Raw genomic sequence first — 20,667 nt, 5'->3', positions numbered from 1 at the left:
AGTCGTCTGTCGTGAGCATCAGAGTCGGCACCCGCGCGAGCGCGCTCGCGGTGGCGCAGACCCGGATGACGGCCGATCTGATGTCGGCCGCCGCGGGGGTCCCCGTGGAGCTGGTGCGCATCGAGTCGGACGGCGACCGCATGCGTGGCTCGCTCGCGTCCCTCGGCGGCACCGGCGTGTTCGTCAGCGCCCTGCGCGACGCGCTGCTCGCCGGGCGCTGCGATGCGATCGTGCACTCGCTGAAGGACCTGCCCACCGCTCCGGTGGAGGGCCTGCTGCTCGGCGCGGTCCCCGAGCGGGAGGACCCGCGCGACGCGCTCTGCGCCCGCGACGGGCTCACCCTGGCGACCCTGCCGGTCGGCGCCCGCGTGGGCACGGGCTCGCCCCGTCGGCGCGCCGCCCTGCTGGCCGCCCGTCCGGACCTCGAGATCGTCGACATCCGCGGCAACATCGACACCCGGCTCCGGCGGGTGCTGCCCGGCAGCGACTCGCCGCTGGACGCCATCGTGCTCGCCCTGTCGGGGCTGCGCCGCCTCGGCCGGGTCGACGCGATCACCGAGGTGCTCGGCTTCGACGTCTCCCCGCACGCCCCCGGCCAGGGAGCGCTGGCCATCGAGGTGCGCGACGAGGAGCCGTCGGAGGAGCTGCGCGCCGCTCTCGCCGCGGTCGAGCACGTCCCTACTCGCGCGGCGATCACGGCCGAGCGCTCGCTCCTCGCCTCCCTCGAGGCCGGGTGCGCCGCTCCGATCGGAGCCTCCGCGCTCGTCGAGGCGGACCGCGTGGTCCTGCACGGCGTGGTCTTCGCCGTCGACGGCAGGGCGTCCCTCGCACGGGAGGTCGCGGAGCCGGTCGATAACGGTTCGGTCGGCGGTGGTCGACACCGGGCGGATCCGCAGTATGGTGGTCGCGAACTGCCCGTCGTCGAAGCCGCGTTCCGTTGCGGCTCTCTGCTCGCTGACGCGCTTCTCGGTGCGGGTGCCGCCGAACTCGCACCCCTGGGAGCCCCTTCGTGATCGTCCCCGCCGCCTACTCCCAGTGGGAGAAGCCGTTGCAGGGGTGGCGCATCCTCGTCCCCCGCGGAGGCCCGTGGGGGGACGGTGTCGCCGCCGCTCTCCGCGCCAAGGGAGCCTCGCCCGTCGTCGCTCCGATGATCAACTTCGCGCCGACCGACGACTTCCCCGCGCTCGAGCAGGCCCTCGCCGACCTCGAGGCCGGCGCCTTCGACTGGATGACCGTCACGAGCGCCACCACCGTCGACGTGCTCTCCCTCCTGCGCACCACTGTGCCCGCGAGCACCAAGGTGGCGGCGGTCGGCGAGACCACCGCCGCCGCGCTCGTCGCCGCCGGCTACTCCGTCGATCTCGTCCCCTCGGAGGACAACTCCGCCCGCGGCCTCCTGGCCGAGTGGGAGGAGGCGACCGGCGGCCGGCACCCTCTGCGCGTGCTGACGCTGCGGTCCGAGATCGCCAAGCCGCTGCTCACCGAGGGCCTCACCCGCATCGGGCACGACGTGCGCTCGGTGGTCGCCTACCGCACGGTCGGCGTCCCGGTGGAGGAGCGCGTCGTGGCGGATGTCGCCGGTGGAGCCGTGCACGCGATCCTCGTCACCTCGGGCAGCGTCGCGGAGCAGGTCCAGAAGCAGCTCGGTCCGGTGCCCGAGTCGATCCTCGTCGCCGCGATCGGCCCGCAGACCGCGAAGGACGCCCGCGCCTTCGGCCTGCGCGTCGACGTCGTCGCCGACGAGCGCTCGGCCTCCTCCCTCATCGACGCGGTCGCCGCCGTCGCCACGGAGCGCGCTCCCCGCTGAGCCGCCTCCCCGGCGCGACGTCGGCCAGGAGGGGTGGCCCTCGCTCCACAGGGCAGGGACCCGCCTCTCGGCTGAGGTCGTGCGTCCGAGCGCCGTCACCGGCCCGGGGCGCGCGCCGCCGCGCTCCCGGGAGGCGCTCGGCGGGGCGGGATTACGCTGGAGGACATGACTGCCATCCGCCCGCGCCGCCTCCGCACGACCCCCGCACTCCGCCGTCTCGTCCAGGAGACGCGCATCCACCCGGCGCAGCTGATCCTGCCCCTCTTCGTGGCCGAGGGGATCACCGAGGCACGGTCGATCGGATCGATGCCGGGAGTGATGCACCACTCGCTGGACAGCGTCCGCGGAGCGGTGACGGAGGCGGCCGAGGCCGGGCTGGGCGGCGTGATGCTGTTCGGCGTGCCCACGACGCGCGACGCGGTCGGCTCCGGCGCGACCGACCCCGATGGCGTGCTCAACGCCGCGACGCGGGTCGTCGTGGAGGAGGTCGGCGACGCGCTGGTCGTGCAGACCGACCTGTGCCTGGACGAGTTCACCGACCACGGCCACTGCGGCGTGCTCGACGACCGCGGGCGGGTCGACAACGACGCCACGCTCCTCCGCTACGAGGAGATGGCGCTGGCCCAGGCCGAGGCCGGCTCCCACCTGCTCGGGCTCTCGGGGATGATGGACGGCCAGGTCGGGGCGATCCGCGCCGCTCTCGACGGCGCCGGGCACCTGGACACCGCGATCCTCGCGTACTCGGCGAAGTACGCCTCCAGCTTCTACGGTCCGTTCCGCGAGGCCGTCCAGTCCACGCTCGAGGGCGATCGCCGCACCTATCAGCAGGACCCGGCGAACCGCCGCGAGGGCCTGCGCGAGGCGACCCTCGACCTCGCGGAGGGCGCCGACGTGGTGATGGTCAAGCCGGCCATGAGCTACCTCGACGTGCTCTCGGACGTCGCCTCCGTCTCGGACGTCCCGGTCTGGGCGTACCAGGTGTCGGGGGAGTACGCGATGATCGAGGCCGCCGCCGCGAACGGCTGGATCTCGCGCGAGCCGGCGATCCTCGAGTCGGTCACGGGGATCCTCCGGGCGGGCGCCGACGCCGTGCTCACCTACTGGGCCGTCGAGATCGCCCGCGACCTGCTGAAGTAGCCGGCGCACTCGCCCGGAGCGAGCCTCGGCATCTCGTCCGAAAGCGCTCCTCCGGAGCGAGGGCGCCGGGCGGCGCGCGTACCCTGGAGAGGTGACCACCTCGGCGAACGACACCCTGTACGAGCGTGCCCGGCACGCGATCCCCGGAGGCGTCAACTCGCCCGTCAGAGCGTTCCGCTCGGTCGGCGGGACCCCGCGCTTCATGGTCTCCGCCGCCGGCCCGTACATCACGGACGCGGACGGGCGCGAGTACGTCGACCTCGTCTGCTCCTGGGGCCCCGCGGTCCTCGGGCACGCGCACCCCGAGGTCGTCGCGGCGGTGCAGCAGGCGGCCGCCCGTGGCCTCTCGTTCGGCGCGTCCACTCCCGCCGAGACGGACCTCGCCGAGCTGGTCGAGGCGAGGATCACCGCCGGGGGAGTCTCGCCCATCGAGAAGCTCCGCCTGGTCTCCACCGGCACCGAGGCGACGATGACGGCGATCCGCCTCGCCCGCGGAGTCACCGGCCGCGACCTGCTCATCAAGTTCTCCGGCCACTACCACGGCCACTCCGACGGGCTGCTGGCCGACGCCGGCTCCGGTCTCGCGACCCTCTCGCTCCCCGCCTCCGCCGGCGTCACGGCCGCGACAGCGGCGCAGACGATCGTGCTGCCGTACAACGACCTCGACGCGGTGCGCGCGGTCCTGGCCGAGCGCGGCGCCGACATCGCGGCGGTCATCACCGAGGCCGCGGCCGCCAACATGGGCGTCGTCGCTCCGGACCCGGGCTTCAACGCGGCCCTCGCCGAGCTCGTGCACGCGAACGGATCGCTGCTGATCATGGACGAGGTGCTGACCGGGTTCCGGGTGAGCGCCGGCGGCTGGTGGGGGCTCGAGAACCGCGGCGCCGAGGCTCCGTACCGGGCCGACCTCTACACCTTCGGCAAGGTCATCGGCGGAGGGATGCCGGTCGCGGCGCTCGGCGGCCGTGCGGACGTCATGGACCACCTGGCGCCGCTCGGACCGGTGTACCAGGCGGGCACCCTCTCCGGGAACCCGGTCGCGGTGGCCGCGGGCATCCGGACGCTGCAGCTGGCCGACGACGCGGTCTACGCCTCGCTCGACGCCACGGCGCTGACCCTCCAGCGCGAGGTCTCGGCGGCGCTCTCCGCCGAGGGCGTCGCGCACACGGTGCAGACGGCCGGGAGCCTCTTCAGCTTCATGTTCACGGACCTGGGCCGGCCGGTGCGCGACTACGCCGAGGTCCAGGCGCAGGAGTCGTTCCGCTACCCGGCGTTCTTCCACGCGATGCTCGACGCGGGCGTCTCGCTGCCGCCGTCGGTGTACGAGGCGTGGTTCGTCTCGGCCGCGCACGACGACGCGGCGATCGGGCGCATCGTGGACGCGCTGCCGGCGGCGGCGAAGGCCGCTGCGGCCGCCCGGGCCTAGGCTCGTCGGCCCCGGCGGGATCAGGCGGGACGCGCTCCCCGCATCGGGCGGCGGACGTCCCGTGAGCCCGGCCGCCGGCGTGCGGAGACCGGGCAGGGGTCCTCAGCCCCGGCGCGAGACCGACTTCGGCAGCACGAACACCAGCGCGAAGGCGGCGACCGCCATCAGGGTGCTGAGGAGCATCGCGGGAGCCGCGGCGTCGAGGAAGCCCGAGGCGACCGTGTCCGGACCCGTGATGACGAGGCTCCCGAACAGCACGCTGCCGATGACCGCGATGCCCACGGCCGAGCCGATGCGCTGGATCGCCGAGATCACGCCGCTCGCCGCGCCCGCGTCCTGCGGGTCGACGGTCGAGACGATGAACTGCACGTTCGGGGCGATGAAGAAGCCGTTGCCCAGGCCCGCGATCAGCAGCGGCGGCAGGAGCTGCCAGTTGCTGATCGAGTCCGGGGTCGCGGTCAGCAGCACCAGCCACACCCAGCCGAGCCCGATGGCGAGCAGTCCGCTGCCCATCACCAGGACGTTGCGGCCCAGGCGCGCGGTCATCCGGTTGCTCTGCGAGGAGCTGATGATGCTGCCGATCGCGAAGGGGATCGAGACCAGGCCCGACTCGAGCGCGGTGTGGCCGAGGCCCGACTGCCAGAGCAGCGAGATGGTGAAGAAGATGCTCGTGAAAGCGGCGAAGTAGACCAGCGCGAGGATCACGCCTCCGGTGAAGGCCGGGTGGCGGAACAGCGACGGCGGCACCAGCGGAGCGCGGCCGCGGCGGACGTGGAGGACCTCCCAGGCGCCGAACGCGGCGAGCAGCAGGACTCCGCCGGCGATCGAGAGGAAGGTCCACAGCGGCCAGCCCTCGTCCTCGCCCTGGATGAGCGGAACCAGCAGGGCGACGAGGCCGCCGGAGACGAGCACGAGCCCGAGCCAGTCGACGCCTCCGCTCGGGGCGCGGTCGCCGGCCTCGAGGTCGCGGCGGGCGGGGAGGAGGACCGCGGCGGCGATCAGGGTGGCGACGCCGATGGGCAGGTTCACCCAGAAGACCAGACGCCAGCCGTTCTCGTCGCCGAAGGCCTGGATGATGAGGCCGCCGATGATGGGGCCGAGCGCCGACGAGACGCCGAGGACCGCGCCCATCACCGCGAAGGCCTTGCCGCGCGAGGGGCCGCGGAAGAGGAGCTGGATGTACGCGTTGACCGCCGGGACGAAGATGCCGCCCGCGAGGCCCTGGACGATGCGGGCGATGACGAGCTGAGTGTCGTCCGCGGCCAGTCCGCACGCGAAGCTGGCGACGGTGAAGAGGGCGATGCCGCTGACGAAGACCCACTTGTGCCCGAACCGGTCGCCGAGGCGGCCGGCGGGGATGAGGGCGAGGCCGAACGCGAGGGCGTAGCCGGAGATGATCCAGGAGAGCGTCGACTCGGAGGCGTCGAGCGTCGTGCGGATGGTGGGCAGCGCCACGTTCACGATGGTCGTGTCGAGCAGGGCGATGAACATGCCCGCGAGCAGGACGATCAGCGAGCGCCAGGCGCGCTTGTCGGGGGCGGGAGGGGCGCCGGTCGATCGGGCGGTCGACGTCTCGGTCATCGCAGGAGTGCCTTTCGAGCAGGGGGGGGAGGGAGTGGTCCGTCAGACCTGTTCGAGGGACGCGACCGGATGTGAATGCTCGCAGGAGAAACCGGGTTTCCGCACGCCGGGATCTGTGGGGGCCTTCAGGCGGAGGGCGTGCCGCAGGGTCGCCTCGCGGGGCGTCAGCGGAGGCGCGACTCCGCCAGCCGGGCGCAGTCGATGCAGAGCTCGGCCGTGGGCCGGGCGGCGAGGCGGGCGGCTCCGATCGGGCGGCCGCACGAGGCGCAGTCCCCGTAGCCGCCGGTGCCGAGGCGGGCGCGAGCGGCGCCGAGCTCGCGCGCCGTGCGGGCGAGAGCGTCGCGGACTCCGGCCATCCGCGACCACTCGGCCGAGAGCGGCGTGCCCTCGGGGTCGTGCTCGTCGTCGGCGGTGCCGTCGGCGCGGTCGCGCAGGAGCTCGGCCAGTGAGGCCTCGAGGCGGGCCGTCTCGTCCCGCGTCTCGGCCTGCCGCTCGGCCAGCAGCGCATCGAGGAGGCGCGCCTCGTCCGGATCCATCGGCATCCGTCCATGCTGCCACCCGGGCGCGCGGTGGGGCATCGTTGTGCGATCCGGCGCTGACCCGGCGGCGGGCGGCGGGGCAGACTAGGGGCATGCCCGTCGTGACCGTGCTCCCCGACCGCCTCGAACTCCGCCTCACCGCTGCCGAGCGACTGCTCGCGTTCCACCGCAGCGACGTCGTCGTCGACCGGTCGAGCATCCGCTCGGCGACGGTCACCGAGGACCCCTGGATCTGGGTCCGGGGCATCCGCGCGCCCGGCACCGCGGTCCCGCTCACGCTCGCGGCCGGGACCTGGAAGTTCCACGGCGGCAAGGACTTCCTGCTGATCAAGCGCACCGCCTCGGCCGTCGTGATCGACCTGGTCGACGAGGACTACTCCCGCCTGATCGTGAGCACCAAGCACGCGCCCGAGCTGATCGCGGCCCTCCAGCTGGGGACGACGACCGCGGCGATCCCGGTGATCGAGACCGACGACCTCGTGATCGTCCCCGAGGTCGCCGAGCAGGCGGAGCGGGCCCAGGCGGCCGCCGCGGAGAAGCGCGCGAAGAAGAAGGCGACGGCGGCGGAGGCCGCAGCCGCGGAGGCGGCGGGTCCGACGACGGTGGTCGAGGGCCAGGAGGGGGCGAGCGGCGGGAGCGCGGCCACCGCCGCGGCTGGGAAGGGGGCGGTGGAGGCCCCCGCGGAGAGCGTCGCGGCGCCGACGGCGTCCGCATCGGAGGCCGCTCCGGAGACTGCGAAGGCCACCCCGACGACGAGTACTCGGACCAAGGCGAGCACGCCGGTCGAGTCCGAGGGTTCCGCGCCCGCGGACGACACCGCCTCCGAGCCCGCCGGCTCCGCGGCTCCGGCGAAGGCCGCGGCATCGAAGTCCGCGGCATCGAAGTCCGCGGCATCGAAGCCCGCCGTGCCGGAGCCCGCCGAGCCGGAGCCCGCCGGGTCGGAGCCGGCCGAGCCCGCCTCCGCGAAGCCGGTTCCGGCCGCGAAGCCCGCGCCGAAGCCCCGCACGCCGGCGAAGCCCCGCGCGGCGCGCCCCGACTCCTCCGTCGGCCACGCGTCGGCCGAGCCGAGCGGCGCCACCGAGGCCGCGGAGTAGCGCACCGCCGTACGGGCAACCGCCGATCAGCCCTCTGCAGCACGGCCCCCCTTGCACAGCGCCGGACAGGGGCGCCTCCTCCTCCATGCTCGTGGTGGGCAGGCGCTCTCCGCCGGCGCCGTGCCGTCAGGCGCGGACGTCCACCAGCGTCCGACCGTGCGAGCGGCCGGCGAGCAGGTCCTCGGCCGCGTCGAGCGCCCCGCCGAGCGGCACCGTCGTCGTCAGCTCGTCGAGCAGCTCCAGGTCGAGGTCGTGGGCGAGGCGGCGCCAGGCCTCCTCGCGGAGCTTGCGCGGCGCCTCCACCGAGTTGATGCCGGCCAGCGTCACTCCGCGCAGGATGAACGGCATCACGCTCACCGGCAGATCCGGCCCCTGCGCGAGACCGCACGCCGCCACCGTCCCGCCCCAGCGCGTCTGCGCGAGGGCGTTCGCGAGCGTGTGCGAGCCGGCGGAGTCCACCGCTCCCGCCCAGCGCTCGGACTGCAGCGGCTTGCCGCCCTCCTGCAGCTCGGCGCGGTCGACGACGTCGGAGGCGCCGAGGCGCTGGAGCAGCGCGCCGTGCTCGCCGAGCCGGCCGGTCGAGGCGACGACCTCGTGACCCAGGCGCGCCAGGAGCGCGACGGCGAGCGACCCCACGCCTCCCGAGGCCCCCGTCACCAGGACGGGACCGCTGCCCGGCCGCACGCCGTGCCGCTCGAGCGCCAGCACGGCCAGCATCGCCGTGAAGCCCGCGGTGCCGATCGCTCCCGCGCGGGCCGCCGAGATCGCGCCGGGCAGCCGGAGCAGCGACGCGGAGTCGACACGGGCCCGCTCGGCGAGCCCGCCGTCGTGGCGCTCGCCGAGGCCGGCGCCGGTGAGCACCACGCGGTCGCCGGAGTCGAAGCGCTCGCCCGCCTCGCCGTCGGCGTACTCCACGGTGCCGACCAGGTCGATGCCGGCCACGAGCGGGGTGCGGCGCACGATGCCGGGCCTCCCCGCGAGCGCCAGGGCGTCCTTGTAGTTGACGCTCGAGTACTCGACGGCGATCGTCACGTCGCCGTGCGAGCGGTCGGGGTCGTCGCGCTCGAGGAGGCGGGCTCGGTTGGGGGTGTCGGTGTCGGAGTCGGAGTGCCGCTCGACGACGATGGCTCGGTACATGGGCCCACGCTACGCCCGCGGGCCCGCGGCCGGGCGGTCAGTTCAGGGGCCGGGTGCCCTCGGGGAGGGATCCGCCGGAGTAGAGGGCGGAGGCCGCGTCCTGGAGCGCCGTCAGGGCGACGCGCTGCGTCCACGGGCCGTAGGAGACGCGGGCCAGCCCGAGCTCCTCGAAGCGGGCGGGGGACTGCGATCCGGGGACGCCGATGACGCTGACGCGCTGCCGCCCGAGGGCGGCGACGAGGGACTCCAGCTCGGCGTCCTGCAGCAGCCCGGGGACGAAGAAGCAGGTGGCGCCGGCGTCGAGGTACGCGCGGCCGCGCTCGATCGCGTCGGCCAGGACCTCGCCGCGGTCGCGGTCGCCGGCGCGGAGGAACACGTCCGTGCGGGCGTTGAGCGCGAAGGGCACCGCCTCCTCCTCGGCAGCGGCGACGGCCTTCTCGACCGCGCGCAGCGCCTCCGGGAGCGGCTTCGCCTGGTCCTCGAGGTTCGCGCCCACGACGCCGACCTCGATCGCGCGCCGGACCGTCTCGCCCGCGTCGCCGTAGCCGGCCTCGAGGTCGGCCGAGACCGGGACCTCGACGGCGGCGACGATGCGCTCGATCATGCCCAGGTGCAGCTCCAGCGGGATCCGCTCGCCGTCCTCGTAGCCGAACGCCGCCGCGATGGAGTGGCTGGCGGTCGCGAGCGCCCGCGTCTCCGGGAGCGCGGCGATCGTGGTCGCGCTGATCACGTCCCACACGTTCACCACCTGCAGCAGCTCGGGGGCGGTGTGGAGGTCGACGAGGATGCGCCCGCGCGCTTCGATGCTCATGGCACGAGCGTACGGCCCGCGTGCGCGGCGCAGGCCGCCGCCTCGCAGTCCGCGCACACCACGAGCTGCGCGCGGCAGGAGAGGTCGGTGCAGTTGCGCATCCGACTCGTCGGAGCGGCGCACGAGGCGCAGCGGCCGAGCACCTCGGCGTCGGGGGAGAAGGAGACGGAGCCGCGGCCGTCGAAGACGTACAGCGCCCCCTTCCACAGCCCGCGGTCGCGGCGCGCCTCGGCGTAGCGGACGACGCCTCCGTCGAGCTGGTACACCTCGCCGAAGCCGCGCGCCGTCATCAGGCTCGACAGCACCTCGCAGCGGATGCCGCCGGTGCAGTAGGTGATGACCGGCCGGCCCTTGAGATGGTCGTAGACGCCGGCGTCGAGCTGCTCGACGAACTCGCGGGTGCTGGCGACCCCGGGCACGACCGCCCCCTCGAACCGGCCGATCTCGGCCTCGAAGGCGTTGCGGCCGTCGAAGAGCACCACGTCGTCGCGCTCGGCGACCAGGGCGTCCAGCTGATCCGGGTCGAGCCGCGGCGCCGTCCCGACGACGCCGCCGGCGTCCACCCTCAGCTCGTCGGGCGCGCCGAACGAGACGATCTCGTCGCGCACCTTCACCGAGAGCCCGGGGAAGTCGAGGCTGCGGCCGTCGTCGTCGAGGCCGGAGCCGTCGCTCCACTTCACCTCGAGGCCGCGGAAAGCGGAGTGCTCGCGGGTGCGGCGGACGTAGCGCTTCAGGGCGTCCATCCCGCCGCCCAGAGTGCCGTTCACCCCGTGCTCCGAGATCAGCAGGCGTCCGCGCAGCCCCAGCGACTCGCACAGCTCCCGCTGCCACAGCCGAACGGACTCGGGGTCGGCCAGCGGCACGAAGCGGTAGAACAGCAGGATCTTCGGCAGCACCGGCACATCCTACGAGGGCGTCCGGATCGGGGCACGGCGTATGGCAGCATCGTCGGGTGCCCGACGCCTCCGCCCCCGTGCCGCACTCCCGCCTCGAGGACGTCTTCGGTCTCGTCACCGGTGCGTTCGTGGTCTCGCTCGGCCTCTACCTGCTGCGCGCGAGCCAGGCGGTCACGGGCGGTACCGCAGGCCTCGCCCTGCTGCTCGGGTACCCGCTCGACATCCCGTTCGGCGTGATCCTCGTCACGGTCAACCTGCCGTTCCTCGCCCTCTCGCTGTGGAAGAAGGGCTGGCGCTTCACGCTGCGGACCATGTTCTCGATCGTGCTCGTCTCGGTCCTGGCGGGGCTGCACCCGCCGGCGTTCGGCGAGCTGCGGATCGAGCCCGTCTACGGGGTCCTCACGGGCGACGTGCTCGCGGGGATCGGCCTCCTGATCCTCTTCCGGCACGGGTCGAGCCTGGGCGGATTCAGCATCGTCGCCCTGATCGCGCAGGAGCGGCTCGGCTGGCGGGCGGGCTACGTGATGATGGCGCTCGACGCGTGCGTGGTCGCGGCCGCGCTGCTGGTGGTGCCTCCGCTGAACGTGCTGATCTCGGCGGCGGGCGTGGTGGTGCTCAACCTGGTGCTGGCGTTCAACCACCGGCCCGGGCGCTATCTCGGGTCGTGACCCCCTCCGCAAGCCCTTCGGCGCGCTCCGCCGGGTTCCTAGGCTGAGGGAGCGGGCCTCCGCCCGCCCTTCCCGCCCTTCCCGAACGGAGAACCGGATGTCCGACTGGACCTACGACCCCTACGCCCGCCTCGGCGAGGTGCCGAGCTTCGCGCTCGACAGCGACGACATCGCCGACGGCGCGCCCTTGTCCGCCCGCCACTACGGCGAGGGCTCCGGCGGCGAGGACGTCTCGCCGCACCTGCGCTGGTCGGGTGCCCCCGCCGAGACCAAGAGCTTCGCCGTGACGGTGTTCGACCCCGACGCGCCCACCGGCTCCGGATTCTGGCACTGGGCCGTCTACAACCTCCCGGCCGACACGACCGAACTGCCCACGGGAGCCGGAGCCGCCGGCTTCGAGCTGCTCCCGGCGGGCGCGCAGACGCTGCCCAACGAGATGCGGCTGCGCCAGTTCGTCGGAGCGGCGCCGCCGGACCGCGAGCACCGCTACTTCTTCGTGGTGCACGCCCTCGACGTCGAGTCGCTCGATCTCGACCCGGAGTCGACGCCGGCGATCCTCGGCTTCAACGCGCACTTCCACACCCTCGCGCGGGCGCAGATCGTCGCCACGGCGACGCCGGACGGCGCGAAGGGCTGACGCGCCGGCGCCGGAGCGCGGGCTGCGATCCGGCGCGCTGCTCGCTCCGGTGCGACCTGCAGGCCCCGGTGCGATCTGCAGGCCCGGTTGCGATGTGCAGGCCGGGGTGCGATGTGCAGGTGCGATCTGCAGGGGTTCCTGCATCCGTCCGATGAGTCATGCGGCGGATAACGCTCTCACCGGCCGCAGGCCTGCAGATCGTACAGGTGCCTGCAGATCGCGCAGGTGCCTGCAGATCGCACAGGTGCCTGCAGATCGCACAAGTGCCTGCAGATCGCACAGGTGCCTGCAGATCGCACAGACCTCGAACAGCCCTCGCCCGGGCCGCTACCCGAAGAGGGTGCGCGCCTCCTCGTAGCGGGCGTCGGGCACCGTCTTGAGGGTGCCGAGCGCCTCGGCGAAGTCCACGTGGTAGATGTCGGTGCCGCGCAGGGCGACCATGCGGCCCCAGTGCTCGGCGACGACGGAGTCGATCGCGGCCATGCCCAGGCGGGTCGCGAGGACGCGGTCGAACGCGGTGGGCGTCCCTCCGCGCTGGATGTGGCCGAGCGTGGTGGCGCGGGTCTCGATCCCGGTGCGCTCCTCGATGAGCGGGGCCAGCAGCTCGCCGATGCCGCCGAGGCGGGGCCGGCCGAAGGCGTCCAGGCCGCGCTCGGAGTGGGCGTCGTCCATCGTGTCGAGCGAGAAGCCCTCGGCGACCACGACGAGCGGGGCGCGGCCGCGGTCCTGCGCGCTCTGCACCCACTCGACGATCTGGTCGAGGGAGGTGCGCTTCTCCGGGATGAGGATCACGTGGGCGCCCGCGGCCATGCCGGAGTGCAGGGCGATCCAGCCGACGTGGCGGCCCATGACCTCGGCGACCATGCAGCGGCCGTGCGAGTCGCCGGTGGTGCGGAGGCGGTCCATCGCGTCGGTCGCGATGCCGACGGCGGTGTCGAAGCCGAAGGTGTAGTCGGTCGCGCCGAGGTCGTTGTCGATGGTCTTCGGGACGCCGACGATCTTGAGGCCCGCGTCCGTGAGGCGCTTGGCGGCCGCCAGGGTGCCCTCGCCGCCGATCGCGATGATCGAGTCGATGCCGTTGCGGTCCATCATCTCGGCGATCTTCTCGGGGCCGCCGTTCTCGCCCTCGAAGGGGTTCGTCCGGCTGGTGCCGATGATCGTGCCGCCCTGCTTGGCGATGCCCTGGATCTCGGACCTGCCGAGGGGCAGGAGGTCGCCGTCGACCACTCCGCGCCAGCCGTTCCGGAAGCCCACGAACTCCTGGTCGTAGACCTTGATGCCCTTGTAGACGGCACCGCGGATGACGGCGTTGAGGCCGGGGCAGTCGCCGCCGGAGGTCAGGATCCCGATCTTCACCCGCTCAGGTTAGAGGACCCGGTGAACGGATGTGCACGCGGACGACGACGGGCCCCTCCTCGCCGCCTCGAGGAAGGGCCCGTCGTCGTGCTCGGTGCTGTTCGGACTAGGTGGTGACGAGCTCGCCGTTGACGCCGCGGGGGAAGAATCCGCCGGTGCGCGTCCCGGCCGCGGGGTTCAGGTACACGATGTTGAGGACCTGGCCCGGGGTGCGGCTGAACGCGATCGAGCTGCCGTCGGTCGGGACGATGTTCGCCTGGCCGTTGACCTTGACGCCCTGGTCGAGGTCGGTCTTGCCGTCGAGGCTGTCGCGAGCGTCGGAGAGCTTGTTCGCCGAGTCGGACAGGTCGGCGGCGTAGATCGCCGAGCGGATCGCGCCCGCGTGGTACGCCTCCACCGCGAGGATGCCGGCAGCCGCGTCGAGGTAGGTCTTCGACTGGATGAGGGGGGCGGCGCCCTTGTAGGCGGTCACTCCCACGTCCTCGAAGACGAAGGCGCCGAGCAGGAAGTTCGACTCGCTCGCGAACGGGTCGAACGACTGACCGGCCTTGATCAGCCCCGCCGCGACAGCGGCGGAGTTGAAGCTGTCCTTGAGGTTGATCGCCGGGCGGGCCACCTTCGCGGTGCCCAGCGCGGCCCGCAGGAACTGCACGTGGGCCTTCTCGTCGTTCGCGACCTCGGTGGCGAAGCTCTTGAGCCACGGGGTCTTGAAGTCGACGGGGCGGCCGCCGATGACGCCGCCGGGCGTGCCCTTGCCGGTCACGTCCGAGCCGCCGAGGCCGGTGCCGTAGACGGCGCGGAGGTAGAACTCGGCCTCGAGGTACTCGAGGTTGAGGGCGAAGTTGAGGATCGAGGCGTCGCTGGGGCCGCTGGCAGCGACCTCCTCGGCGGAGGCGGTGGGCGCGGCGAAGGCCGCGGCTCCGATGCCGAGGCCGGCGACGCCGGTGGCCTCGAAGAAGCGGCGACGGTCGAGAGCGGTCTCAGAGCTCTTGACGATCGCGTTGCGGATGAAGGTCGTGTCGAACATGTGCGCATCTCCAGTGATAGGCGGGTGCCGGGCGGCTGGAGCGCCGCCGCGACAGCGCGAAGCTACGCCCGGGATCGACCTGCTGACCAGTAAAAACGGGGGATCGGATCCGCGCATGTGTTCACGGCGTCTGGACCAATCCGCCGGGCGTGTCGCTCCGAACACGTCGTGGATGGGGGTTCTGCGGAGAAGTGTCCGCTCGGGTGTCGGAGCCGCCGGTTAGCATCGCTGCGTGTCGATCCCCGCCCCCGCTCCCGAGCCCTCCTGGGCGACGGTCTACGCGCCGTCGGAGCCGGTGAGCCTCGCGCTCACCCTCCGCACGCTGCTGCGCGGCTCGGGCGACCCGACCATGCTCCTCGACGCGTCCGGCTTCTGGCGGGCGTTCCGCACCCCGCTCGGCCCGGGCACCCTGCACCTGCGGCAGGCGGCGGACGGCGCGGTGCACGCGCGCGCCTGGGGCGGGGGAGCGGAGTGGCTGATCGACGCGGTCCCCGAGCTCCTCGGCCACGGCGACGACTGGAGCGGGCTCGACCTGACTGCCCACGCGCCGCTCGCCGAGGTGCTCCGCCGCTCGTCCGGCCTGCGACTCACGCGCGCGAACCTGGTGTTCGAGATGCTCGCGCCGTCGGTCCTCGAGCAGAAGGTCACCAGCACGGAGGCGTGGCGCGCCTACCGGGTGCTGGTGCGCCTCCACGGGGAGCCCGCCCCGGGGCCGGCCGCCCTGCACGTGGCGCCGAGCGCGGAGCAGTGGCGGCGCGTGCCGTCGTGGGACTGGCATCGTGCGGGAGTGGATCCGCGGCGCTCGCGGACCGTCCTCACCGCCGCGCTCGTCGCCTCCGGCCTCGAGCGGACCCTCGCGCTCGGGCGGGGCGGCGACGAGGTCGCCCGCCGGCTGCAGTCGGTGCCGGGGATCGGGCCCTGGACGGCGTCCGAGGTGATGATGCGCGCCCACGGCGATCCGGATGCGGTCAGCGTGGGCGACTACCACCTCGCCGCAGCGGTCGGCTTCGCGCTCACGGGCCGGCTCGGGGTCGACGACGACGGGATGCTCGAGCTCCTCGAGCCGTGGCGCGGGCACCGGCAGCGGGTCATCCGGCTGATCGGCTGCAGCGGAGCGAGGAAGCCGCGGCACGGCCCGCGGATGACCATCCAGGACCACCGCCGGCACTGATCCGCTCCTCCACAGGGGCGGCTCGCGGGCGAGTCGGCGCGACCACCGCGTCACGCCGCGTCCGGGCGGCGGGTCGGGCTTAGCCTCGGAGGATGCAGCAGTCGACGACCCCAGGTGTGCCCGGCAGCGACCCGGAGCGCGAGCCCGACGACGCGGCCGTGCGGAGCGGGGTCGACGCGACCGTCGAGGGTCGGACGCCGGGAGACGCGGCGGAGGGCGGCGCGGAGCCGGACGACGAGGTCGAGGCCGATGACTCCGGGAGCGGGGCCGAGGTCGAGCCCGCACTGGAGTCCGCCTCCGTGGACGAGGACGTGGACGTGTCTCAGGACGCGCAGGAGCCCGACGCTGAGGACGAGGCCGTGCCCGAGTCCGATGCCGCGTCGGAGCCGGAGCTCGCGGCACCTGCCGCCGCCGAGCCCGAGGTCGACGACCGCCCGATGATCGAGCGCGTCGAGTCCCTGGTCCGCCGCTGGATCGCGCGCAGCGGCGAGTTCCCGGTCGAGCCCGCCGCCCAGCGGCTCGCGGGCGTGCTCCAGGACCCGAACGGCCTCGACTTCACCGTCGGGTTCGTCGACGGCGTCGCCCGGCCCGAGGACCTCTCGGTCGCGGCCGAGAACCTCGCGGCGCTCACCGCGAAGACGCCCGCCTTCCTCCCCTCCTACCTGCGCGCCGCGATCAGCACCGGCGGCGCCGTCGGCCCCGTGCTGCCCTGGGTGGTCGTGCCCGCGGCCCGCCGGGTCCTCCGCCGCCTGGTAGGGCACCTCGTTGTCGACGCCTCGGAGGCCCGTCTCGGCGCGGCCGTCGCCGCGCTGCGCGAGGGCGGCGACCGGCTCAACCTCAACCTCCTCGGCGAGGCCGTGCTCGGCGAGCGAGAGGCCCGCCGCCGCCTCGAGGGGACCCTCCGCCTCCTCGAGCGCCCGGACGTCGACTACGTCAGCGTCAAGGTCTCGAGCGTCGTCAGCCAGCTGTCGATGTGGGCCTTCGACGAGGAGGTCGACCGCGTCGTGGAGCGGCTCACCCCGCTCTACCAGGCGGCCGCGTCCGGAGCCGACCCCGCCTTCATCAACCTCGACATGGAGGAGTACCGCGACCTCGACCTGACGGTCGCCGTGTTCCGGCGCCTCCTCGAGCAGCCGGGCATGCTCGACCTCGAGGCGGGCATCGTCCTGCAGGCCTACCTGCCCGACTCCGTCCGCGTGCTCGACGAGCTGACCGAGTGGGCCCAGGAGCGCCGGGCCCGCGGCGGAGCCCCGATCAAGGTGCGCGTCGTGAAGGGCGCGAACCTCGCGATGGAGCGGGTCGACGCGGCCCTGCACGACTGGCCGCTCGCGACCGTCGGCAGCAAGGCGGAGGCCGACACGAACTACAAGCGCCTGCTCGACCGGGCGCTGCGGCCGGAGCGCGTCGACGCGGTGCGAGTGGGCGTCGCCGGGCACAACCTCTTCGACCTCGCCTGGGCGTGGCTCACGGCTACCGAGCGCGGGGTGACCGGCGCGGTCGAGATCGAGATGCTGCTCGGGATGGCGACCGGGCAGGCGCGCGCCGTCCGCGAGGACGTGGGGCGCCTCCTCCTCTACACGCCCGTCGTGCACCCGCACGAGTTCGACGTGGCGATCTCGTACCTCATCCGCCGGCTCGAGGAGAACAGCAGCCCCGAGAACTTCCTCTCGGCCGCGTTCCGCCTCGACGACGAGGAGGTGCTGCAGCGGGAGCTGGGCCGCTTCCGCGCCTCGCTCGAGGCCCTCGACGACTCCGTCCCGCCGCCGAACCGCACGCAGGACCGCCTGCGGGAGTGGTCCTCCGGCTCCGGCCGCCGCCTCGTCCAGGAGCACGCCCGCGCCGGCGAGCGGGCGCAGGACCCGGCCGCCGCGGGCCTGACGCAGGCCGTCCTCGGCCTCAGCCGCGGCTCCGGTGCCGCCGCCGCGACCGCGGGCTTCCACAACGAGCCCGACACCGACCCCGCCCTCCCCGGCAACCGCCGCTGGGCGCGCCTGATCACCGAGCGCATCGCCGGCTCGACCATCGGAGCGGGCACGGCCGACGCCGCGCGCGTGAGCACGGAGGCGGAGCTCCAGGAGGTGCTGCGCACGGTGTCCCGCCGCGCGGAGCGCTGGGGCGAGCGCCTGGGCTACGACCGAGCGGCCGTGCTCGACCGCGCCGGTCTCGTCCTCGCCGCGAACCGCGACCGCCTGATCGAGGTGATGGCCTCCGAGACCGGCAAGACGATCGCCGAGGCCGACCCCGAGGTCTCCGAGGCCATCGACTTCGCCCACTACTACGCCACCCGCGCCCGCGAGCTCGACGCGGTCACCGGGGCCACCTTCGTCCCCGCGCGGGTCACCGTCGTCGCTCCGCCGTGGAACTTCCCGGTCGCGATCCCCGCCGGATCGATCCTCGCGGCGCTCGCCGCCGGCTCCGGAGTCGTGGTGAAGCCGGCTCCCCAGGCGCGCCGCTCGGCGGCCGTGCTCGTCGAGGCGCTCTGGGACGCGGGCATCCCGCAGGAGCTCCTCGCCCTGGTCGACCTCGACGAGGATGAGCTGGGACGGGCGCTGATCACCGACCCCCTCGTGGACCGCGTGCTGCTCACCGGCTCCTACGAGACCGCCCGCCTCTTCCGCTCCTGGCGGCCCGGCCTCGCACTGCAGGCCGAGACCAGCGGCAAGAACGCGATCATCGTCACCCCCCACGCCGACTACGACCTCGCCGTCGCCGACATCGTCCGCAGCGCCTTCGGGCACGCGGGCCAGAAGTGCTCCGCCGCCTCCCTGGTGATCCTGGTCGGCTCGGTCGCCCGCTCCAAGCGCTTCCGCGCCCAGCTGGTCGACGCCGTCACGTCGCTCCGCGTCGGCCGGCCCGTCGATCCGTCGGCGGTGATGGGACCGCTCATCGAGCAGCCCACCGGCAAGCTCCTGCACGCGCTCACCACGCTGGGCGGAGGCGAGTCGTGGCTCGTCGAGCCCCAGCGCCTCGACGAGAGCGGCACGCTCTGGTCGCCCGGGATCCGCGAGGGCGTCACCGAGGACAGCTACGTCCACCTCACCGAGTTCTTCGGCCCGGTGCTCGGGATCATGCACGCGGCGACCCTCGAGGACGCCATCCGGATGCAGAACGGCACCGAGTACGGGCTCACGGCCGGACTCCACTCGCTCCACGCCGACGAGCTCGCCCTCTGGATCGACTCGGTCGAGGCGGGCAACCTCTACGTCAACCGGGGCATCACCGGAGCGATCGTCCGGCGCCAGCCCTTCGGCGGCTGGAAGCGATCGTCGGTCGGCGGCGGCGCGAAGGCCGGCGGACCCAACCACCTCATCGGCCTCGGCTCCTGGAAGCCCTCGCCCGCGCGCTCCTCCTCGACGCTGCACCTGCGCGGCCTCGACGACCGCGCGCGCCAGTTCATCGAGGCGGCCCAGTCCTCGCTCCGGTTCGAGCAGTTCGACCTGCTCCGCCGCTCAGCCCTCTCCGACCAGCTCGCCTGGGCGACCGAGTTCGGAGTCGTCACCGACATCTCGAAGGTCGGCGTCGAGCGCAACCTGTTCCGCTACCTCCGCCTGCCGATCGCGCTCCGCCTGGCCGACGGCGGCGACCTCGGAGAGCTCCTCCGGGTCATCGCTGCCGGCCTGCTGACCCGCTCCCGGATGGACATCTCCACGTCCGTCCCGCTCCCGCCGCGGGTCCAGGAGATGCTCGGCGGCGACGAGCTCGCCGAGATGGCGGGCCTCGTCCCGCGCATCGTCGTCGAGACCGACGCCGAGTGGCTCGAGCGCGCCGCGGCCGGCCGCATCACGGCGCCGCGCATCCGCATCATCGGCGACATCGTCTCCGACCGCGTCGACGGCTACGCCGGGCCCCAGGCCCCCGGCAGCCCGTCGCCCGGACAGCAGACCGTCGTCCGCCGATCGTCCGACTCGACCGGCTCCTTCACCGACGTCGTCGCCGGCATGACCCGCGGCAGCACGGGCACGCCGGTCCCGCTCACCCGCGCCGACGGATCCCGCGTCCCCCTCGCGACCGCCCTCACCGAAGCCCTCGGAGGCGCCCTCGACACCGCCGTCTACGCCGACCCGGTCACCCCCGCCGGCCGCGTCGAACTGCTGCCCTTCCTCCGCGAGCAGGCGATCTCGATCACGAACCACCGCTTCGGCAACCCGATCGATCTGAGCGACGACGTGCTGTAGTTCGTTCCACGCCGGTCCTTGCCCGGCGTGGCGCGGTCGGCTTCGCGGCGGGGTGCGTTGTGCAGAGCGGGGTGCGTTCGGCTACGGCGATCCGCTGGCACGCGGATCAGCGGTTCGCCTCGTGGGTGGTGCTGGCGGGGGCGGTGTGGACGAGGGCGGCGCGGTCGGCTTCCCGACGGGGCGTTCTGCAGAGCGGGGTGCGTTCGGCTACGGCGATCCGCTGGGACGCGGATCGGCGGTTCGCCTCGTGGGTCGGGCGGGAGGGTGTCCGTGGTGAAGAGGTGACGCGGTCGGCGGTGCCTCCTTCCACGCCCGTCCTGGCCGGGCGCGGCGCGGTCGGCTTCTCGACGGGGTGCGTTGTGCAGAGCGGGGTGCGGTCGGCTACGGCGATCCGCTGGCACGCGGATCGGCGGTTCGCCTCGTGGGTGGTGCTGGCGGGGGCGGTGTGGACGAGGGTGGCGCGGTCGGCTTCCCGACGGGGCGTTCTGCAGAGCGGGGTGCATGCGGCTACAGCGATCCGCTGGGACGCGGAGCGCGAGTGGCGCAGGGCGACGGAGGGACTTACTTGTCGCGGCAAGTAGTGGGTAGGGTGGGGGGATGAGTGCGCCCGAGACACGCTGGCTGACGCCCGATCAGCTCGACGCCTGGCTGCGCTTCATCGCGGTCGTGGAACTGCTGCCGGGCGCCCTCGACACGCAGCTGCAGCGCGACGCGGGGCTCACGCACTTCGAGTACCTGACACTGGCGATGCTGTCCGAGGCGCCCGACCGTGCCCTCCGGATGACCACGCTCGCCGCCCGCACCAACGCGACCCTGCCCCGGCTCTCGCACGTGGTGACCCGCCTCGTCGCCCGCGGCTACCTCGAGCGCCGCCCCTGCGCCTCCGACGGCCGCGCCACGAACGCGGTGCTCACGGACGCCGGCCTCCAGAAGATCGTCGAGACGGCGCCCGGCCACGTCGCGACCGTGCTGGCCGATGTCATCGATCCGCTCGACGCCGAGCAGATCCCGCAGCTGGCCGACATCATGTCGCGCATGCTCGCCCGGCTCGACCCCGAGGGCAGGATGACGGTCGACGCCGTGCGCTCCTCGCTCGGGGACCCCGACACCCGCTCCTGCTGACCGCGCCGACCCCTCGCTCCTGCGCTCCCGGTCGGCCGGCCACGATCCCGTCGACGGCCCCTCGCGTCAGTGCGGCGGTCGGC

17 protein-coding genes are annotated in these 20,667 nt (G+C 73.8%); 10 read left to right on the top strand and 7 right to left on the bottom strand.

The features are described 5' to 3' along the window. Positions 1 to 11: 11 nt before the first annotated feature. The 4 genes from hemC to hemL all read left to right on the top strand — a co-directional run bounded on the left by hemC (position 12) and on the right by hemL (position 4,370). On the top strand, positions 12 to 1,013 hold the full coding sequence (gene hemC, locus GSU45_RS13600; protein ID WP_159915655.1) for a hydroxymethylbilane synthase: 1,002 nt from the start codon (positions 12 to 14) through the stop codon (positions 1,011 to 1,013). After that, on the top strand, positions 1,013 to 1,807 hold the full coding sequence (locus tag GSU45_RS13595) for a uroporphyrinogen-III synthase (RefSeq protein ID WP_104222950.1): 795 nt from the start codon (positions 1,013 to 1,015) through the stop codon (positions 1,805 to 1,807). The genes hemC and GSU45_RS13595 overlap by 1 nt, the downstream gene beginning before the upstream one ends. A 165-nt stretch (positions 1,808 to 1,972) precedes the next feature. Further along, positions 1,973 to 2,944 (top strand): porphobilinogen synthase, encoded by a 972-nt coding sequence (hemB, locus tag GSU45_RS13590; RefSeq protein ID WP_159915653.1) that lies wholly within the window; start codon positions 1,973 to 1,975, stop codon positions 2,942 to 2,944. A gap of 91 nt (positions 2,945 to 3,035) precedes the next feature. Beyond that, positions 3,036 to 4,370 carry a glutamate-1-semialdehyde 2,1-aminomutase gene (hemL, locus tag GSU45_RS13585; RefSeq protein ID WP_159915652.1) on the top strand — a complete coding sequence of 445 codons (1,335 nt, stop codon included), beginning with the start codon at positions 3,036 to 3,038 and terminating at the stop codon, positions 4,368 to 4,370. Positions 4,371 to 4,472: 102 nt separating this feature from the next. Here hemL and GSU45_RS13580 read toward each other — a convergent pair whose 3' ends face one another. After that, positions 4,473 to 5,951, bottom strand: coding sequence for an MFS transporter (locus GSU45_RS13580; protein WP_159915651.1), 1,479 nt, complete (start codon positions 5,949 to 5,951; stop codon positions 4,473 to 4,475). A gap of 164 nt (positions 5,952 to 6,115) precedes the next feature. Then, a complete protein-coding gene (locus tag GSU45_RS13575; protein ID WP_244248122.1) occupies positions 6,116 to 6,493 on the bottom strand; it encodes a TraR/DksA C4-type zinc finger protein in 378 nt (125 codons plus the stop codon). A gap of 89 nt (positions 6,494 to 6,582) precedes the next feature. Here GSU45_RS13575 and GSU45_RS17290 point away from each other — a divergent pair, with 89 nt between their 5' ends. Beyond that, positions 6,583 to 7,584, top strand: coding sequence for a hypothetical protein (locus GSU45_RS17290; RefSeq protein ID WP_244248121.1), 1,002 nt, complete (start codon positions 6,583 to 6,585; stop codon positions 7,582 to 7,584). Between the two features lie 126 nt (positions 7,585 to 7,710). Here the strand turns inward: GSU45_RS17290 and GSU45_RS13565 are convergent, their stop codons facing one another. The 3 genes from GSU45_RS13565 to GSU45_RS13555 are packed head-to-tail and all read right to left on the bottom strand — an operon-like array spanning position 7,711 to position 10,428. Then, the gene (locus GSU45_RS13565) at positions 7,711 to 8,721 is read right to left on the bottom strand and encodes an MDR family oxidoreductase (protein WP_159915650.1); all 1,011 of its coding nucleotides are present in this window, start codon (positions 8,719 to 8,721) and stop codon (positions 7,711 to 7,713) included. Between the two features lie 37 nt (positions 8,722 to 8,758). Further along, a complete protein-coding gene (locus GSU45_RS13560; RefSeq protein WP_159915649.1) occupies positions 8,759 to 9,532 on the bottom strand; it encodes an isocitrate lyase/phosphoenolpyruvate mutase family protein in 774 nt (257 codons plus the stop codon). Further along, a complete protein-coding gene (locus GSU45_RS13555) occupies positions 9,529 to 10,428 on the bottom strand; it encodes a rhodanese-related sulfurtransferase (protein WP_159915648.1) in 900 nt (299 codons plus the stop codon). Before GSU45_RS13555 ends, GSU45_RS13560 begins: the two co-directional genes overlap by 4 nt. Positions 10,429 to 10,484: 56 nt before the next feature. Between GSU45_RS13555 and GSU45_RS13550 the strand changes: the two genes are divergently transcribed. Both GSU45_RS13550 and GSU45_RS13545 read left to right on the top strand, forming a co-directional pair. Continuing rightward, complete coding sequence (locus GSU45_RS13550; protein WP_159915647.1) at positions 10,485 to 11,096, top strand: YitT family protein; 612 nt, start codon at positions 10,485 to 10,487, stop codon at positions 11,094 to 11,096. A 97-nt stretch (positions 11,097 to 11,193) separates the two neighbouring features. Continuing rightward, positions 11,194 to 11,733, top strand: coding sequence for a YbhB/YbcL family Raf kinase inhibitor-like protein (locus GSU45_RS13545; protein ID WP_159915646.1), 540 nt, complete (start codon positions 11,194 to 11,196; stop codon positions 11,731 to 11,733). Between the two features lie 327 nt (positions 11,734 to 12,060). Here the strand turns inward: GSU45_RS13545 and GSU45_RS13540 are convergent, their stop codons facing one another. Both GSU45_RS13540 and GSU45_RS13535 read right to left on the bottom strand, forming a co-directional pair. Continuing rightward, positions 12,061 to 13,089, bottom strand: a complete 1,029-nt coding sequence (locus tag GSU45_RS13540) for a 6-phosphofructokinase (protein ID WP_159915645.1) — start codon at positions 13,087 to 13,089, stop codon at positions 12,061 to 12,063. Positions 13,090 to 13,195: 106 nt separating this feature from the next. Then, positions 13,196 to 14,116, bottom strand: coding sequence for a ferritin-like domain-containing protein (locus GSU45_RS13535; RefSeq protein WP_159915643.1), 921 nt, complete (start codon positions 14,114 to 14,116; stop codon positions 13,196 to 13,198). Between the two features lie 232 nt (positions 14,117 to 14,348). Here GSU45_RS13535 and GSU45_RS13530 point away from each other — a divergent pair, with 232 nt between their 5' ends. The 3 genes from GSU45_RS13530 (at position 14,349) to GSU45_RS13520 (ending at position 20,584) form a co-directional block, all read left to right on the top strand. After that, a complete protein-coding gene (locus GSU45_RS13530; protein ID WP_244248120.1) occupies positions 14,349 to 15,287 on the top strand; it encodes a DNA-3-methyladenine glycosylase 2 family protein in 939 nt (312 codons plus the stop codon). Between the two features lie 437 nt (positions 15,288 to 15,724). Further along, positions 15,725 to 19,462, top strand: coding sequence for a proline dehydrogenase family protein (locus GSU45_RS13525; protein ID WP_208543551.1), 3,738 nt, complete (start codon positions 15,725 to 15,727; stop codon positions 19,460 to 19,462). 597 nt (positions 19,463 to 20,059) lie between these two features. Next, positions 20,060 to 20,584, top strand: a complete 525-nt coding sequence (locus GSU45_RS13520) for a MarR family transcriptional regulator (RefSeq protein ID WP_159915641.1) — start codon at positions 20,060 to 20,062, stop codon at positions 20,582 to 20,584. The last annotated feature ends 83 nt before the right edge of the window (positions 20,585 to 20,667 follow it).

Source organism: Rathayibacter sp. VKM Ac-2801 (genome assembly GCF_009834245.1).
Lineage (GTDB): Bacteria > Actinomycetota > Actinomycetes > Actinomycetales > Microbacteriaceae > Rathayibacter.
Note: the sequence above shows the minus strand (reverse complement) of the source record. Positions and strands in the feature narration are given on the sequence as shown.